Raw genomic sequence first — 18,522 nt, forward strand, 5'->3', positions numbered from 1 at the left:
CTGCTGGTGTTCCATCGCCTGCAGGCGGTCGATACGACCACCGATTACGGCAACGGCAGTGATGCGCTGGGCTTTGGCCTCGGCGGCCGTGAAGCCGAAACCGAAATCGGGCCCAAGTTCAACACCCTGGAAGATTTCGCCTCGGTACTGGCCGATGCGATCAACGAACTGCTGCCCAGTGGCGAGACCTTCAACATCGCGGCGCGCTTCGACCCGGTGGCGATGGACTTCATGTTCGATGTCAGCCTGTCACCGTCGCTGCCGGCTCTGGAACTGCCGATCGGCCTGGATATCGATGACCTGGATCCGCTGGCCTCGCTGGATCTGTCCGGCCTGCTGGCGATCAATGGCGGGGTCGACCTGACCACTACCATTGGCCTGGATTTCAACCGTCCGGAAAACTTCCAGATCAACAGCGGCGTGCTGATGTCCGGTGAGGTGCTGGGTAACAAGGCTGGCGGCGTCGATACCGCGTTCGGCCAGTTCCTGCAGGATCCGGCCAAGCCTTACGACCCCAATACCGAAATTCAGACCGGTACGGATCCGGATACCGGCGATCCCATCATGGAGGCCAACCCGGACTACAATCCGACCGTCGACGCCAGCTTCACGGTCACCTTCGATGGCGACAGCTATACCGTCACCGTCAGTGCCGCATCACAGAACGACAACACCAGCCTGAACGATTTGCTGGCCGATATCCGTACCGCGCTGAGCGGCGTGAGCGTGCATGCCAACTCGGCGCTGAGCCGTCTCGGCTACCAGAACCTGGGTCAGGCGGTGGATGTGGCACTTGGCCAGGATGACAGCAACAACGACCAGCTGGCCTTCACCCTCTACGGCAAGACCATCACTGAAGCCGGTGTGTCCGCCAGCGGCGAGTTCGCGTCGCGGTTGGGCATCGGCTCGCTGACCACGCCGATCGAAATGTCGCCTCTGAGCCTGCCGAACTCGCTGACGCTGAGTAATGGCAGTGCCTTTGATCTGATCATTGACGGTGCGGATGACCTGGCCAGCGGTGGTACCACTGCCGCAACCAGGGATAACCGCATCACGGTCGGTATCGCGGCCGGTACCTACAGCCCGCAGGCGCTGAAGGATGCGCTCAATGCGGCGCTGGCCGATATTTCCGGCACCGCACTGGGACCGCTGCAGGGCAAGGTCAGTCATCTGGGCGAGGCGCTGAGCTTTGATCTCGGCACCGCCGCCGATGGCAAGCCCGTACTGATCCTCAATACGCTGGGTCAGCATGTCGCCTCGCTGAAGTTTGCCGCCCAGGATCACGACCCGCTGGTGCGCCATTTCGGTTTTGTGGCGGATGAGCTGAACAAGGCGGGTGGCGTTTCCGTCTATCTCGAAGACGCCCTGATTGGCGCGCGCCTGATAGCGGGCGTCGAACAGTTCGAGGGCAGTGCCTCCATCGGTTTCGTCGACCTGTCGATGGATAACATGCTGGCCCAGATCGATGCCGGCGTAAATGTACGCCTGCTGGACGGGCCGGATGGCAATCCGGGTGGCCGGGTGTATCTGGATGAACTGATCGATGCCGCTACGCTGAAGGACAGCTTGCTGGGCATGCGTGGTAACCTTGCCCTGACAGCTGGCGGCAGCAGTACCCTGATTGCGGCGCCCGATGGCGATGCAACGGGGGTGTTGTCCGAGGATGTGGGCCTGACCATCACCCTCGACAGCGACAGTCTCAATGAAGGTCGTCCCATCAAGCTGGATGTGAAGCTGCTGGCGTCGTCCACGCTGACCAACACCGATGTGGCCGATCTGGCGGCCGATCTGAATGCGGCCATCGATACGGCTATCGACCAGTGGAACAGCGAGAACAGCGGCAAATTGACCAGTGCGCAGCTGGCCGACCTCAAGTCTCATACCTGGGTTCAGTCGGATGATCTGCTGCTCTACAACGTCACGACTAAAACCACGGAAACCATTGCCGCCGGTGCGCTTCAGTTCCTGGCGCCGGCCGTGGCCAGCGTGCGCGTTGAAGGCCGTCGCCTGCTCGGCGAATACCTGAGTCCGGTAACCTTCAGCGACAGCGACTACACCATCGGCAGCCAGCCGATGGCCAACCTGATTATCGACGGCATCAACCTGGATGCCGGTGGCCTGAGCCTGCTGCCGCCGGATGTGGATCCGCGGATCGAGATCAGCGTACCGATCATTGACGTATGGAAGGGCGCCGTCTCGCTGGCCGAGGCGGTCGATGTCCGTGTCATCGGGGCCGATGCGCTGACCGGCTTCGGCGATCTGTCCTGGGTACAGGTCATCGAAGGTCTGCGCATGGCCTCCAACCTGCTGAGCCAGTTCGAGACGTTCAGCTTCCTGGATCAGGATATCCCGGTCATCGACCTCAGCGTCAATGACATGTTCGACATTGCCGTCGAGCTGGCTAGAGCGGTCGAAGAGGTGGGCAACAACCCGGCCACCGGGGTGGGGCAGTTGCAGGAAGTGCTGGCCGACAGCTTTGGTCTGCCGATCTATGATCCGGCACGCCCCGATGTGTTCGGGGTCAGCCTCGACTACGATGCGGCGTCCAATGCGGTAATGCTGAACATTCCGTACGAGATCGATCTGCTCGACAAGAGCTACCCGATCTCGCTGGACCTGGCGACCCTGGGTGAGCTGATCGGGGGCTCGACGCTGGAAGATCTGATGGGTTCCGTTGGCAGCATCGTCGATGTGGGCGGCAGCGCGCTGGTCAACCTGCAGTCCACCGCGATGCTCAATATCGCTCTGGGTCTGGATCTCGCATCCGGCGCCATGTTCGTCTACGACTACTTTGATGGTGGCACCGCCGATAATCTGGATGACGATACCGGCACCTTTGCCCGCCTGGGCATGGTGGTCAATGGTACCAACCTGGCCTTTAACGCCTCCCTGGGGCTGTTCTCGCTCGACGTGAAAGACGGTACGGCTGATATCGTCGGCCAGGCCGGACTCTATCTCGGCGATGATCCCGATGGCGCGGCCGGGCAGGGCGATGGTCGTCACTATCTGGGTTCTGCCATCTCTGTGCAGACCCTGCAGGACGGTGAAAGCGTTGCCCTGATCTGGGATGAAACCACAGTGCCGGCCGGCTTCACCATCAGTGGCCAGGGCACCACGGCAGATGCCTGGACCCTCACCGCCGACAATGACGAAGCCTTCCGACTTCACTTCACCGTGGCCGGGGTGGATTACTATACCCAGTCGCTGGCGCGAGGCTATGATGCCGCGACCGTTGAAGCGTACGTGGAAGAAGCGCTGCTGCACGGTTCTGCCGCCCTCAAGGGGGCTGTCAGCATCGAGCAGATCGATGCCGATGATCCCTCTGCAGGCTGGAAAATCGTCGTCAGCGGCGCCGGCTTCGACGGCAAGACGCTGGCGCTGGATGTACAGCAGCTGCGCGCCGAGGCCGATGGCGGCCCGCTGGGCGAACTGAACGAGATCCAGTGGGTCAGCATTCCCTCTGGTTCCGGTGGCTCCTTTACGCTGACCGCCGATATCGATGGCCAGCGCTATACCACGGCCAATATCGCCTGGAATGCGGATGCCGCGACGGTGGCCGCTGCCCTGCGTGCCGCCCTGACCAGCGGTGCCCATGCGATTGCCGATGCGGATGTCAGCGTTAGCCTGCATAACGATGCCAAGCCTCAGGATGGCTGGCATATCGAGTTTACCGGCAGCCTGGCCGGTCGCGGCATCGCACTGCTGGAAGCCGATGACAGCACTCTGACCCATGAAGGCGCCGTGGTTGCGGTGCCCGTGGTGGTCAGTAATTCCACGGGTGTAGTGAACCAGTCTCGCGTGATGCTGGTCGCCGCCACCGGTGGCACCTTCGATCTCAGCTTCAGTTATGGCTCGACCACCAAGAGCCTGACCAACCTGGCCTGGGATATTACCGCCGAAGAGCTGCAAACGGCGCTGAATACGGCCATGGGTGGCGGTTATAGCGATATTCTGGTGGCGGAAGATGCCGATAATGGCGGTTTCCTGATCAGCTTCGATGGCAATACCCTGACCGGCAAGGGCGTCACGGTCACGGTGGATGGCACCAATCTGGTGGCTTCTCCGTTTGGGGCGCTGTACCGTGATCTGAGCGTCGACTTCGACGGTACGGCCAACGTACTGCTACCGGGCTATGTGACCCTGCCGAATGAAATATTCTCGTTGGGACGCGAGCTGGGACTGCTCGATTCCAGCCTCAGAAACCCGATCTACATCGGCGATCTCGAGTTGCAGGTCAACAGCCTGAACGATCTGATGACCGGTCTGATGGACGGTGACACGGTCAGCTCCATCCTGATCAGCGAGGCCGGTGTCTACGATGACGCCTATACGATCAACTACCGTCTGCCCGACCTGGGCGGCATGTTTGACCTGTTCAAACTGAACAACCCGTTGATCCGCCTGATTCGTGACCCGTCCGTGATCGTCGATGGTATCGACTATGCGCTCAAGGGAATTCAGCAGTCGCTGGATGCCATTGCCTCCCTGCCGTTGCCGCTGATCGGTGACCAGTTGGCCAAGGGTGCCCAGTTCATCGCTGATTTCCGTGGCAGCGTGATCACCGAGATTCAGAACTTCATCGACAGCGCGCTGGAAGAATACGGTGGCATGGAAAATGCCCTGCGCATGACGCTGTACGGTGTCTTTACCAACGACAGCAACAACGACGGCATCATCAACCCGCTGAGCATGGATCAGTGGATCGAGGCCGAAATCGATGAGGTGGCGATTGCCGATCGTGGCGGTGACAACCCCTTCCTGAACTATCTGAAGGACTACAACGGCGACGGCGTGATTACGGCCGACGATATTGTGGTCGAGTACCTGGCGTTCGGCTCGCTGTCACCGGCCGGCGTGGCCGCCGGTACCCGTTTGGGCTATACCCTGGCGGGCCGTACCTCCGATGAGCGTGGCGAGTATGTTGGCGGTGATATCGTCGCTGTGGATGGTTATGACCCGCTGGGTGAAGCCGGAGCCTTGCAGTTCCGTATGAATCTGGGCCAGAGCCTGCTGTCTCGTGAAGTCGATCTGTCCTTCGATATCGGCCTGCCGGGCCTGAACCTGGATGTGGATGGCGGCATTGGCCTGAATCTGGGCTGGGACTTCTTCTTCGGTTTCGGTGTGAACGTTCAGGAAGGTCTCTACCTGGTGTCCGAAATGCCGGGCAATGCCGGTCTGGATGATGCGGCCCTGACCCAGAGCGTTTACGACCTGATTACCCAGAACAAGACCCTGCCGTCCGACAGTCTCAAGGAAACCACTCAGGTGAGTCTGGCCAAGCCGGACAGCTCTGCCGGCCTCTTTGATCTGACCTTTGCTGCCGGGGGCAGCAACTGGACGGTGTCGGGGCTGGACAGCAGTACCCTGACGGCGTCCATTCTGCAGCAGGAACTCAATGCCGCGGTTGCATCGGGCTATACCGGTATTACCGTGACTGAAAGCAGCGGCAAGTGGGTCATCGATTTTGGTGGCAGCTCGCTTGCCGGCAAGACCGTGACCCTGACCAACACCGCAGGCCTGGCGGTTACTACGCTGAGCACGCCGACCGATCCGAACACGGTCGCCTCCGAAATCTTCGTGACCCGTCCGGTATCCTCTCAGGGCACCTTCGATCTGAGCTTCTCGGCAGGTGGCAACAGCTGGGATCTGACCGATGTCAGCAACAGCACCACGGCCTCTCAGCTGCAGACGCTGCTGAACAAGGCGGTGGCGGCTGACTACACCGGCATCACCGTGACTGAACAGGGTGACAGCTGGCTGATCAGCTTTGCCGGCACCTCACTGCTGGGACAGGACGTGACGCTGAGCGGCAGCTTTGAAGCCGTTCAGGACCCTGACCTGAACCCGCTGATCGACAACCCCTGGGAGCTGCCGAGTGACAACCCGGCGGTGAACGAACTGAGCATCGTGTTCGATGCCTATCTGGCGGGTAATCCGGCTTCCGTTTCGGCCAATATCTTCTTTGTTGCCGGTACGCTGACCGATTATTTCGCCAATGATGTGCTCGTTGACCAGAACGGCAACGATGTCAGCAACTACTCGCCGTTCGGTGACGCAGTCGGTGCGCGCACCTTCTTCCACGGCGAGTTTGCCATCAACATGACCGATCGCAACTCAGATGGTCGCCTGACCTATGCCGAGATGACTACCGGCAAGTTCAGCGACAACTTCCGCAAGCAGTTCACCGGTGCGGCCCAGGCCAACTTCCATATGGAACTGTCCATCGCCGATACGCCGTTGCCGCGCATCATCGGTGACTTCCACATGACCTGGGCGCTGAATACCGCGTCCATTCCGGTCGGCTATGGCGACATGTTCTCCACCCAGCCGCAGGTCTGGATCACCGATCTGGCGATTGACGTGGGCAGCCTGTTCTCTGACTTCCTCAAGCCGATCGTGGCGGAAGTGCAGAAAGTCACCCAGCCGCTGCAGCCGGTGATCGACGGTCTGACCATGCCGATTCCGGGGCTGTCCGAGCTGGCCGGTCGTGACTATTCCGTGCTCGATCTGGCAGAACAGCTGGGCAAGGGCGACAAGCGCATCCAGTTCATCAAGTCGTTTGTCTACATGCTGGATCTGTTCAATGCGATCCCGACCGACGCCGATGGCCTGATCATCCCGGTCGGACGGGTGTTCACCTTCGGGGGCAACCTGCAGGACAGCAGCAGTCGCAAGAGCTCGTCCCTGGGTGGCAATGTCAACTCCACCAACAGCGCGATGAGCCAGAGCACCTCGGGCTCAACTTCCGGCACCCAGTCCTTCATGGACAAGCTGAAGAACCCGAACAACGCGTTCAAGATCCCGATCCTGACCGACCTGTCGCTGGTGCTGGACCTGATCATGGGCAAACCGGTGGATCTGGTGACGTTCACTCCGCCGAACCTGGGCGTGGACGTCCAGATTGATGCGGGCTCTTACGTCTATCCGGGCGTCAAGGCCGGTATCCGCGGGGGGGTTGAGATCGATGTGGCACTGACGCTGGGCTTCGATACCTTCGGCATCATCAAGTTCTTCGACAGTGAGAACCCGCTGCATATTCTGGAAGGTTTCTACGTCAGCGATAACGTGGTCAACGGTATCGATAACCCGGAAATCGTGCTGAATGCATTCCTGGAGGTCTATGCCGAGCTGAACATCGGTCTGGCGCGCGCCGGTGCCGCCGGTGGTATCAAGCTGACCGGTGAGCTGGACTTCTGGGACGAGAACGGCCCCGGCGCCAACGACGGCAAGTTCCGTGCGCTGGAGATCTACAACCAGCTGCTGTGTGAGCCGTTCAACCCGCTCAACCTGGTCGAAGCCAACCTCAAGGCCAGTGCCTATGGCCGTGTTTATGTTGATATCAACACATTGCTGGCGGGCTGGAAAAGCGTTTACAAGCAGACACTGTTTGATATCGAGCTGTTCGAGATTGTTTGGAAGCCCAAGCCCTGCATGCCGATTCTGGCCTCCGATGACAACGGCGACGGTACCTTCGTGCTGCACATGGGTGACAACAGTCTGCTGCCGTCCGACAGCGCGGTGGACTTCAATATCGCCGCGATGATGGAAGGCAAGGGCGCCGTCGATCGTCAGTACCGCAACATCGAGGATGGTGACGAGAAGTTCGTACTCAAGCAGATCGGCAACGGTGAGGTCGAGATTACCGCCACGCTGAACGGGTCCGAATACACCGTCACCTATACCGGCGTGAAGAAGATCGTCGGCTTTACCGGTCGAGGCAACGATACGGTCGATGCTTCGGGTCTGAATGACATCGACGTCGTGCTGCTGGCCGGTGACGGCACCGATACCCTGACCGGCAGTGCCAAAGACGATGTGCTCATCGGTGGCAGCGGCACTTCAAGCCTGATCGGCGGCGACGGCGATGACCTGCTTATGGCCCGTGCCGGCACCACGGCGATGGAGGGCAGTGATGGCGCCGATACCTACCGTTTCCTGGGCAACTGGGGCACGGCCAGCATCAATGACAAGGATGTGCGCGGCAGCGCCAATGTCCTCGACTTCTCCGATCAGACCGGTGCGCTGGTACTGGATACCTACAACGGCAAGGTCACTCAGGGCAGCAGCAAGGTGTCCTGGGACAGCAAGACCGAGATCGGCCTGATTGCCGGCGGCAGCGGCGACGATACCGTCGACATGTCCTACGAGTCGAACAAGTTGCATGTTCAGGTGGCTGATATCCATGTCGCCACGGCGCAGATTGAAGCGTCACTGAGCAGCGAGGCTCAGTCGCGCCTGACGGATACGGACGCTGATGCGCTGAACGACGGTGTCATCACCGGACTGTCCAGTGGGGCCGTGAACAATGAGGATGCACCTGTCTCCTCTTATGGCGATCGTGTGCTGCGCTTTACCGGCTTTGAAAACCTGATCGGTGGTGTGAAGAGCGATATCTTCGCGTTCGAGGACAAGGCCGCCATTACCGGCAGCCTCTATGGCGGTGCCGCCAGTGGTGTGGGTCTGAATACCACCTTCGAGCGTGAAGGAGTTCGCAACACCATTGATTTCTCCGACTACACCACGGCGGTGAGCATCAATACCAGCGGCAGTGAATATACCCTGCCGGCTGGTTTCACCACGGTTGCAGGGGCTGCGACGGTCGCGTCCGGCAGCCGCATCAACACCAGTGCGACCAACGTCACCATTCGTGGCTTCCACAACATCATCGGTGGCAAGGGTAACGACGTACTGGTGGGTGACAAGCGCCAGAACCAGATCTTCGGCATGCAGGGCAACGATACCCTGATCAGTACACAGGGCGGCGATCTGCTGGTCGCCGATACGCTGATTGTTGAAGATACGGGCAAAACCATCGAATCCCTGAGCACGGCGCTGGTCGACCGTCCGGCCTGGACGCAATTGCCGTCACGTGAATGGACCTGGTTCGATACCAGCATTCACAGCACTGACCTCAACGGTACCGGCGAGGTGCTGATCGGCGGTCAGGGCGATGATGTCCTTCTGGGCTCACTGGGTCTCGACCGCCTGTATACTGGTGCCGGTAACGATACTGTGGCTGGTGACCTGGCCCGGATGACGTTCGATTCCACTGGCGCGCTGGTCCGTGCCGAGGTGGATGAAACCCTCGATGCCGGTTTCGGTGATGCCGACTATATCGAAGGCCTCAACGGCGATCACGTGGTGATCGGTGGTGCTGGCGCCGATGATATCCGGCTGGGTAACGGTGACAACCTGGTGCTGGCCGATGAAGGCTATCTGGCACTGGATCCGGTCACCGGTCGTGTGCTGGATGTACGCACCCTGACCAGCGGCTATGGTGCCGGTGATACGGTCACCCTGGGCAGCGGCAGCAACATCGTGCTGGGTGGTGCCGGTGGCGACAGCATCACCGCGACCGATGGCGACGGCGAGCGTAACATCGTGATCGGCGATCACGGCCGCATCCAGTTCTCGCTGGCCGAGGTGGACGATCACCGTCTCAGCAGCCTGACGTCGCAAACCGATGTAGCGACCGGCGGTGACGATATCATCACCCTGGGCACCGGCGATGCGGTAGTGATTGGCGGCCGTGGTGCAGACAGCATCACCCTGGCCGCTACCGGCAGCAGCACAACCGGCAATTCCGAGCGCCTGATCGCCGGAGACCATGCCGATATCCTGTTCGATAGCTACGGTCTGATGACGTCGTTCCGTTCTACCGACACAACCGCCGTGACGACCGGTGCCGATCAGATCAGTATTGGCAGTGGCAATGACGTTCTGGCGCGTAACCTGGGACGCAACTTCATCATCGGTGGTCTGGGCAACGACCGCATTCTGGTCGCGGCTCATGTGGATACCGATGGCCGCCTGGTTCGCGGTGAAGCAACCAGCGAAGACGTGATTCTGGGCGACAATGGCGAGATTCTGCGTGCTGACTCTACCGCCACGCGTCCTAACGTCATGCTGGCGGTCAACAGCACCGAGACTGACAAGGGCGGCAACGACCAGATCGTATCCGCCAACGGCAACAAGCTGGTCATTGGCGGTTTCGGTGCCGATACCGTCAACCTGTTCGACGGTACTCATCTGGTGATGGGGGACAACGCCAGCTTCGCATTCGACGCTGTGGCTGAAAACGGCGTGTTGCGCTCAGCCACGACTATCAGCACCGTGCTGGGTGGTGCGGACAGCATCACCCTGCGGGAAGGCTACAAGCTGGTTGCCGGCGGTATCGGTGCCGATACCATCAGCATCGATGCCACCACTACGGCTGATGCCAGTGGTGAAGGCTGGAGCACCGGTGGCGAATATGTCGGTGGTACCAGCTATCTGGCGGGTGTGGTCGGTATCGCAGCGGTACTGCCGTCTCCGACCACAACATCGGCCCAGATCGAAAATCGGGGACGTAGCGGTCGCTTCATCGCCGGTGACAACGCCGAGTTCCTGTTCGACAACCGCGGTGGCCTGACTACCCAGCGTACGCTGGATCAGATCGCCGCGACCGGTGGTGATGACAGCATCGTCATCGGTGCCGACAACACCACCGCCAGCCTGGGCTTCAACCTGGTGATGGCGGGCATGGGCGCCGATTCTGTAACCGTGGAAACCGGTTCTCTGAGCGAGAGCGTGGTGCTGGGTGATAACGGTGAATACATCCGGCAGCCACAGAGCTATCTGCTCAGCAAGGTTCAGTCGACAGTGACCGGCTCCGGTGGCAGCGATTCCATCCTGTTGGGATCCGGTGAGCATCTGGTTATCGCCGGCCACGGCGCTGACACGGTCGATATTCGCTCCAGCGATGCCCGTGCGGCCCAGGATGGTGGCAGCAACCGCCTGCTGGTGGCTGGCGACTCGGCCGAGATGATATTCAGCTCTGATGCGCTGGTCAGCATGGCCAGCCTGGCCAACAACAGTGGTGGCGATGACACCCTGACCGTGCTGGAAGGTGATCTGGCGCTGATCGGCGGTTTCGGTCGCGATCTGATCAGTATCAATGCCAACAGCACCGCCTTCCGGGCGCTGGCCGGTGATAACGCTCGCTTCGAGTTTGCGCCGACCGACCAGGCCACTGATCAGGTTGAAAGCCTGACGCGCATGGTCTCGACCGACCTGCAGGCAGCGACCGGCGGGGATGATCAGATTCGTGTCGGCCTGGCCGGCTCGATCACTGGCGTCATGGGCGAGGTTGTCGCGATTGGCGGAATTGGCGCCGACCGCATCAATATCAATGGTGCCCGTGCACGTACCACGCTGGTGGGTGACAATGGCGAGATCCTTCGCCAGGCGGGCCTTGCCGAAAACGGCGGTGCGCAGCGCGAATCCGTCAGCAGTTATGACTTCACACTGGGGGCCGATGACATCCTGACCACCGTGGCGGGTGATGCCGTCATCATCGGTGGCAGCGGCAGTGATGAGATCCGGGCAGGGCGCGGCAATACCCTGGTGGCCGGTGATCACGCGCGCATGCTGTTCGGTGCGACCGGTGCCGCTGAGCTGATCACCAGCCTGGGGACCAGCATCGGCGGCAACGACAGCATCCAGATCGGTGGCGGTGATCTGACCCTCGACGATGGCGACAAGGTGGTCATCGGCGGTTTCGGTGCCGACACCATTACGCTGAGTGCCGACGTGGCGAACGCAGGCGAAACGCGTGAGCGCACCCTGGCCGGTGATAACGCCAACATCGCCTTTGATGTTCAGGGGCGCCTGCTCAGCTTTGCCACGCTGGATGGCGATCTCTCAACCGGCGGCAACGACAGCATCACGCTGACACTGTCCGGTGATGACCAGAATGCGGGCGGGATCGCCGAGTACCAGGTCATTGCCGGAGGTGTGGCCGATGATAACATCCGGGTGCAGTCCGGTGTCAGAACCGAAGACGTGATCTCCGGCGATAACCTGGATTACCGTCGCCTGATCGCCGCCGACGGCGAGCGTCAGCATCTGTTTGCCGGTGTGATCCAGCCGACGCTGGGCGGTGCTGATCAGATCGTCACGGCAGGTGGCAACAAGCTGATCTTTGGCGGTGCCGGCAGCGACAGCCTGACCGCCTTTACCGGCTCTGCCGATGCGTCCGTCGTGTTCGGTGATGCCGGTGATGCGGTTTACGAGCAGTACCTGGATGGCAATGGCTTCGAGCGGACCCGCCTGCAGCAGCTGATGACCACCTCGGCCCTGTCCGGCGATGCTGACAGCGTCGTGCTGGGCAGTGGCGATGCCGCCGTCTTTGGCGGCGGCGGGGCTGATCAGATCCGCATCAGCTCGACCGATGATAACCGCCGTCTGGTCGCCGGTGATGAAGCACAGGTTAACTACGATCTGGGCGTTCCGGTGCTGATGCAAAGCACCGACAGCAGCGCCGTGGCGACCGGTTTGCCGGGCAACCAGTTCATCCTGCCGGATGCCGGCACCAATTTCCTGATCGGCGGTCTGTCGATCGATACCCTGGTTGGCAGCATTGGTGACAGCCATCGTCTGCTGCCGGGTACCGGCTCCATCAACCTGCTGAGCAAGGTCGTGAGCGTAGTGGTGCTGGGTGAAGCCGGTGAAATGGGCATCTTCGCTGACCGCGAATATGCCTCCGGCGCCAGTGACGAACTGCTCATTTCCGGCGCAACCCTGGTTCAGGGCGATACCGGCGGTGGTTCCGGCGGTGGCGACAGCTACACCTATTATGGAGTAGGCAGCGTAACCGAGGATCGCGCCGACAGTGTGTCCGGTCGTATCGCCTATCCGGCTCTGACCGGCGGCTTTGCTACCTTCAACCCGGCCAGTAACAGCCAGCAGGGGCAGTATGGTTACCTGACCCTGTTCGAGAACGGTGGCTGGCGTTATGACCTGGGCCAGGATGCCAGCGGTTTCAGCGAAGCCGTCAATGCGCAGGTTCAGGCCCTGAAGGATGGCGATCAGCGGGTGGAGTACTTCACCGTGACCACCACCGACGGTAGCACCACGACGATTACGATCGATGTGTTCGGCAGTACTGATGCGCCGGCGGACGTCACCGCCACGCTGACCGAAGATGATGTGCTGATGGATGCGGCGTCCGGTCGTCTGGTGGACGCGGCGGATGTAGAGCTGAACACGCGCTACTTCGATATGGATACCCAGACCGCCTTTGGCCGCTTCACGCTGACGGCGGATGGCCAGTGGCAGTATCTGATCAACAACAGCGCTGCGGCAGTGCAGGCGCTGCGTGCCGGTGAGCGCGTCACCGATACTCTGGTGGTTACCACCCTGGACGGCAGTACGGCAACCGTTGCCGTCGAGCTGATCGGTACCAATGATGGCGCCGTCATCTCGGGTGCCGAGCCGACTCAGGCAACAGTGGTGGAAGAGGCGGACAATGCCGCCGCCGATCAGCTGCTGACGGCTAACGGTCAGTTGTCGATCAGCGATGCCGATGCCGGCGAGGCCTTGTTTGATGGCGCGGTCAACATACTGTCTGCGGACGCGCTGGGCGAACTGAGCATTGCGGCGGATGGCGGCTGGAACTACGTCGTGCGCAACGGCGATATCCAGTACCTTAATGCCGGTGAGGTGCGTATCGAGCGCTTCCAGGTAAGCAGTGCCGACGGCAGTGCTACCCGGACCCTGGAAATCCGCATCGAAGGCCGCAACAACACGGCCGTGATTTCCGATCCGGGCAGTCTGCAGGTGGTCGAGGACCAGCAGACACAGCTGAATGGCGTGTTGACGGTGACCGACGCCGATGCCGGCCAGTCTCTGTTCGTGGCTCAGGACAGCAGTTCGGCCTACGGCCGTTTCGTGCTGGCGACGGATGGCAGCTGGTCCTACACCCTGGAGAATGCATCCGCAGCGGTACAGCAGCTGACCTCGGCTGATCGTCTGACCGACAGCTTCACGGTTGTGACGGCAGACGGCTCCAGCCGTACCTTCAACTTCGATATTCAGGGCGCTGATGACCAGCCGGTGATCACCCCGGAGGCCGCCGATGGTGCCCTTGCGGTGCTGAGTGAAGATCAGCAGTTGCTGGCCAGCGGTGTGCTGGCGATCAGCGACGCCGATGCTGGCCAGTCATCGTTTGTGGCTCAGGACAACAGCAGTGCGTACGGCCGCTTCGTACTGAATACCGACGGTAGCTGGAGTTATACGCTGGACAACACCGGTGCTGCCGTACAGGGACTGGTATCCGGCCAGCAGGTCAGCGACCAGTTCGCGGTCGTGACCGCTGATGGCACCACCGAGACCTTCAGCTTCACCATTCAGGGGCAGGATGACCAGCCGGTGATCACGCCAGATGCCGGTGACGGTGCGCTGGCGGTACTGAGTGAAGACCAGCAGTTGCTGGCCAGCGGTACCCTGGCGATCAGCGATGTCGATGCGGGGCAGGCGGCGTTTGTCGCCCAGGACAGCAACAGCGCCTACGGTCGCTTCGTGCTGAACACCGACGGCAGCTGGAGTTACACGCTGGATAACAGCGGTGCTGCCGTGCAGGGGCTGGTAACAGGCCAACAGGTCAGCGACCAGTTCACTGTTGTGACGGCCGATGGCACCCCCGAGACCTTCAGCTTTACCATCCAGGGCCAGGACGACCAGCCGGTGATCACGCCGGATGCCGGTGACGGTGCGCTGGCAGTGCTGAGCGAAGACCAGCAGCTGCTGGCCAGCGGTGTGCTGGCGATCAGCGATGCCGATACCGGTCAAGCCCAGTTCCAGGCTCAGGACAGCAGCTCAGCGTATGGCCGCTTCGTACTGAGTGCCGATGGCAGCTGGAACTACACGCTGGACAACACGGCGGCTGCGGTTCAGGGACTGGTAACGGGCCAGCAGGTCAGCGACCAGTTTACGGTCGTGACGGCTGATGGCAACACCAAGACCTTCAGCTTCACCGTTCAGGGCAGCGACGACCAGCCGGTCGTCACCCCGAATGCAGGTGATGGTGCGCTGGCCGTGTTGAGCGAAGACCAGCAGTTGCAGGCCAGCGGCAGTCTGAGCATCGTCGATGCCGACGCTGGCCAGTCTCAGTTTGTCGCTCAGGACAGCCAGTCGGCCTACGGCCGTTTCGTACTGAGCAGCGATGGCAGCTGGAGTTACCTGCTGGATAACGCCTCGGCAGCGGTTCAGGGCCTGGGCGAAGGTGTCAGCGTGACCGACAGCTTCGCGGTTGAAACCGCAGACGGCAGCCTTGAGCAGTTCAGTTTCACCATCAACGGGCGGGATGACGCGCCGGTGGTAACACCAGATCCGATGACCGGGCCGATCGCCAGCCTCGTCGAGAGCCTGGTGATGTCCCAGAACGGCCGTCTTGAGATTGTGGATGCCGATGCCGGCGAGTCCGCCTTCCAGGCTCTGAACCGGACCACGGCCTATGGCACCCTGACGGTCAGTACCTCCGGCCACTGGAGCTACCAGCTGGATCCGGCCAGCACGGCTCTGGCTGAGCTGGCACGGGATGAAAGCGTGGAGGAGCAGTTCACGCTGACCTCGCTTGATGGTTCCGAGTTTGTAGTTTCGGTTCGGATCAGCGGCTACCTCAACGTGATCCAGAACCAGGCCGGCTTCGAGCTGGAGCAGACGCCAGTGACTGGCGGCACTTTTGCTACTGGGACACCGGGTAGCAGCGGTTCGATATCTGCAACCGGCAGCCTGCTGGAGCAGATGCAAAGTGGCGGTACGCCTGAGACACCGGATGAATCTTCTACAGAAATTCAAACAGTTGTATTCAGTGCAGCCACGCTAGGTGATAGTCTCTTCTCGCCGACAGAAGGCTCTGTTCCTGTCGTGTCCGGGTCGAGTCTCGGAGAGAGTGTTGACGAGGCGCCAGGGCTGCTGGAGTCAGGAGTGAATTTGAGCTCGGGTACTGCAGCCAGTATGCCGGTGCCGACGGCAGACGCACCGGTCGAAACTTCCGGTAGCAATGAGGCTGGCGTGAACGGTGCCAGTGGCAGCGAGGCTGCCGGGGATACCCTGCCAGCAGGTCAGACATCGGGTCAGGCCGCTGCTGAAGCTGCAGCCGATGCTGCTCAGACCGCAACCGGTTTCGATATGTCCCTGACTCAGGATGAAGACGAAGAGGACAAGCGTAAGCGGGCGGCAGAGTCTGATGAGGGTGCCCGTGAAGAAACCGTACCTGCAGATGAGGCGGAAGTAAGAGAGGCGGCTGGCGGAGCCGCGGCAGAAGAATCTGCCGAGGACGCGACCGAAGCTGAAGCGCAGGATGCCAGCCCAGAGGTGCCGCCTGAGGACGCTCCGGCTGAGGACGGCGCTACACCGACAACTGATGACGCCCAACCGGAAAGTGCTGGCCTGGCCGCTATCGAAGGGGTGAGCCTTGCATCCGGTCTGGCCGTTGCCCGCTCTGAAGCGGTGAGCGGAAAGGGACGGATTCGATGGAACTGGGGGCGGGCGGAGGCCTGAAAACAAGAATGATTGCTGATGTGATGTACAAAGCAGACAGGAACGACACCTTGAAACTGAAACTTGAGACAGCGTTTGGCAAGGCCTGCGAGGTAATGCAATGAAGTCCGTCAGAGCAGGCATTAAACCGCTCGTTACCCTGACCACTACCGTGCTGGCCGCAGCCCCCATGTTGCTTCTGGCACAGGAGGCTGACACCGAACCTCAGCTGGTGAGCCTGTTTGCCCAGTCGGGTGACGCCAGTGTGACCAATCCGGCTTCAGACCCCATGCGCATTCCCGAGCGCATGAAGGGCAAGGTGGTGCTGCGTGCACCTTCGGCCGCGCCGAAGATCGCCCCGGCCATCGAGCCGCCACCGGTCGATCTGACGCAGAGATCCTTTGCGGTAGAAGCGATCCCGGTACTGGATGGGGCCGATGTCAATGTCGAGCACCTGGCTCAGGTGATGGAGCCCTGGCATGGCAAGGCGCTGAGCTTTGACGAGTTCCAGCTGGCCGCCAGCGACTTGCTCAAGTTCCTGCGCGAAAACGGTCATCCTGATGCGGTGCTGCGCTTCTCCCAGATGCAGTTCATGGAAAACCAGCAGGTGGCCGTGGCGATCGAAGGGCTCAAGCCTGTTGCTCCCTACCAGGATGCGACCCCCAAAATTCAGGTGGCAGGGTTCGAGATCAACGGTGTGACACTGTTGACCGAAGCCGAAGTGGCCGAGCACATGGCGCAGTGGTCTGATCGCGAATTGACCGTTGAAGAGCTGGGCGAAGCCGCCGAGTCGCTGGCACGCCTGCTGCGCGACCGCGGCTATGCGCTGGCACAGGCCTGGTTGCCGCCGCAGGAGATCCGTAATGGCATCGTAAAAGTGGATGTGCTTGAAGGTGTCGTGGATGAAATGTCCGGTGAAAACGGCCTGACAGTCGCCAGCGCAGATGCCCGTCTCAAGACCGATGTGGCGCAGGCCTATCTGGCCGAGGCGGTGAAGCCGGGTGAGCCTCTGGATGTGGCGGCACTGGAAGAGCAGGTCCGGCTGTTGAACGACCTGCCGGGTGTCAAACGCGTCCAGACCGACCTCAAACCGGGTTCCCAGCCGGGTACGACCCAGGTTATGGCGCAGGTCGAGGATGATGACCTCGTTAATGTGTTGTTGACAGCGGATAACCATGGCAGCACCTATTCAGGTGCCGAGCGCCTGGGAGCCAATATCAACCTGAACAGCCCGAGCGGTCATGGTGAACAGATCTTCCTGAACCTGACCGAGTCGGATGACTCCAGCAGTTACAAGATTGGCGGGCATGTGCCGGTCGGCCACTCCGGGCTGAGACTGGGCCTGTCCTATGCGGCGATGAATGTGGATTTCGATCTGGAGCAGGGGTTCTCGGTGCCGATCAATATCGCCAGCGACTCCTCGGCCACGTCCATATTTGCCAGTTATCCGCTGCAGCGCAGTGCTCAGACCAATATGGATCTGTACGCCAGCCTGGACTTCAAGAACTACCAGAACTCGATCCTCTATGGCGCGGTTGAAAACGATCGTGATATCACCTCGGCCAGTTTGGGCTTCAGCGGTGACCATATCGACCGTTTCAGTGGCCAGACCCGTTGGGGCCTGACGCTGACCCAGGGCAGTGTGGGGCTGGAAGAGGGCAGCAGTTACCAGTTCAACGATGCCAACGGACCGCAGACCGAAGGCAGCTTTACCAAGATCAACTACTCGCTGCAGCGCTACCAGTCGCTGCTGCTGGACGGGCTGTTCTTCAACGCGTCAGTCAATGGCCAGTGGGCCAGCGGCAACCTGGACAGTGCCGAGAAGTTCCAGTTGGGCGGGCCTGACGGCGTGCGCGCCTGGCCGGTGGGCGAAGGCATTGGCGACAATGGCTGGGTGGCCAACCTGGAACTGCGCCAGATCCTGGCGCAACCGGACTGGGGGCGTGTTGAGGCGTTCGGCTTCTACGATGCCGGTGGCATTACCCAGTATGCCGACCTGAATTCAGGCATCGTCTATGACGGACCCAACAGTTACACCCTCAAGGGATACGGTGCGGGCTTGAGCCTGACCTACGGCGAAAGCGGCAATCTGCAGCTCGTTTACGCCCACAAGGCTGGTGATAATCCGAATCCCACGCCTGAAGGGACCGATAGCGACGGCAAGAACGACCAGGGACGTCTCTGGTTGGTTGGCAAGATTCTGTTTTAAGGAAGGGGTCC

2 protein-coding genes (1 of these 2 only partly in view) are annotated in these 18,522 nt (G+C 61.0%); both read left to right on the plus strand.

Annotated features, from left to right (window positions below; translation table 11 throughout):
* Nucleotides 1–16,323: the final stretch of a VCBS domain-containing protein gene (locus ABD013_RS09970; RefSeq protein WP_343805396.1), read on the plus strand. It extends 16,335 nt beyond the left edge of the window; the window shows 16,323 of its 32,658 coding nt (coding positions 16,336–32,658); the start codon falls outside the window, past its left edge; its stop codon occupies nt 16,321–16,323.
* A gap of 100 nt (nt 16,324–16,423) precedes the next feature.
* A complete protein-coding gene (locus ABD013_RS09975; protein WP_343805398.1) occupies nt 16,424–18,511 on the plus strand; it encodes a ShlB/FhaC/HecB family hemolysin secretion/activation protein in 2,088 nt (695 codons plus the stop codon).
* The last annotated feature ends 11 nt before the right edge of the window (nt 18,512–18,522 follow it).

This window comes from Marinobacterium maritimum (assembly GCF_039523155.1).
In the GTDB taxonomy this organism is placed as follows: Bacteria; Pseudomonadota; Gammaproteobacteria; order Pseudomonadales; family Balneatricaceae; genus Marinobacterium; species Marinobacterium maritimum.

What these genes read in the sequence shown, in the direction of transcription:
- ABD013_RS09975 (WP_343805398.1), top strand. Translation starts at nt 16,424, where the DNA reads ATGAAGTCCGTCAGAGCAGGCATTAAACCGCTCGTTACCCTGACCACT.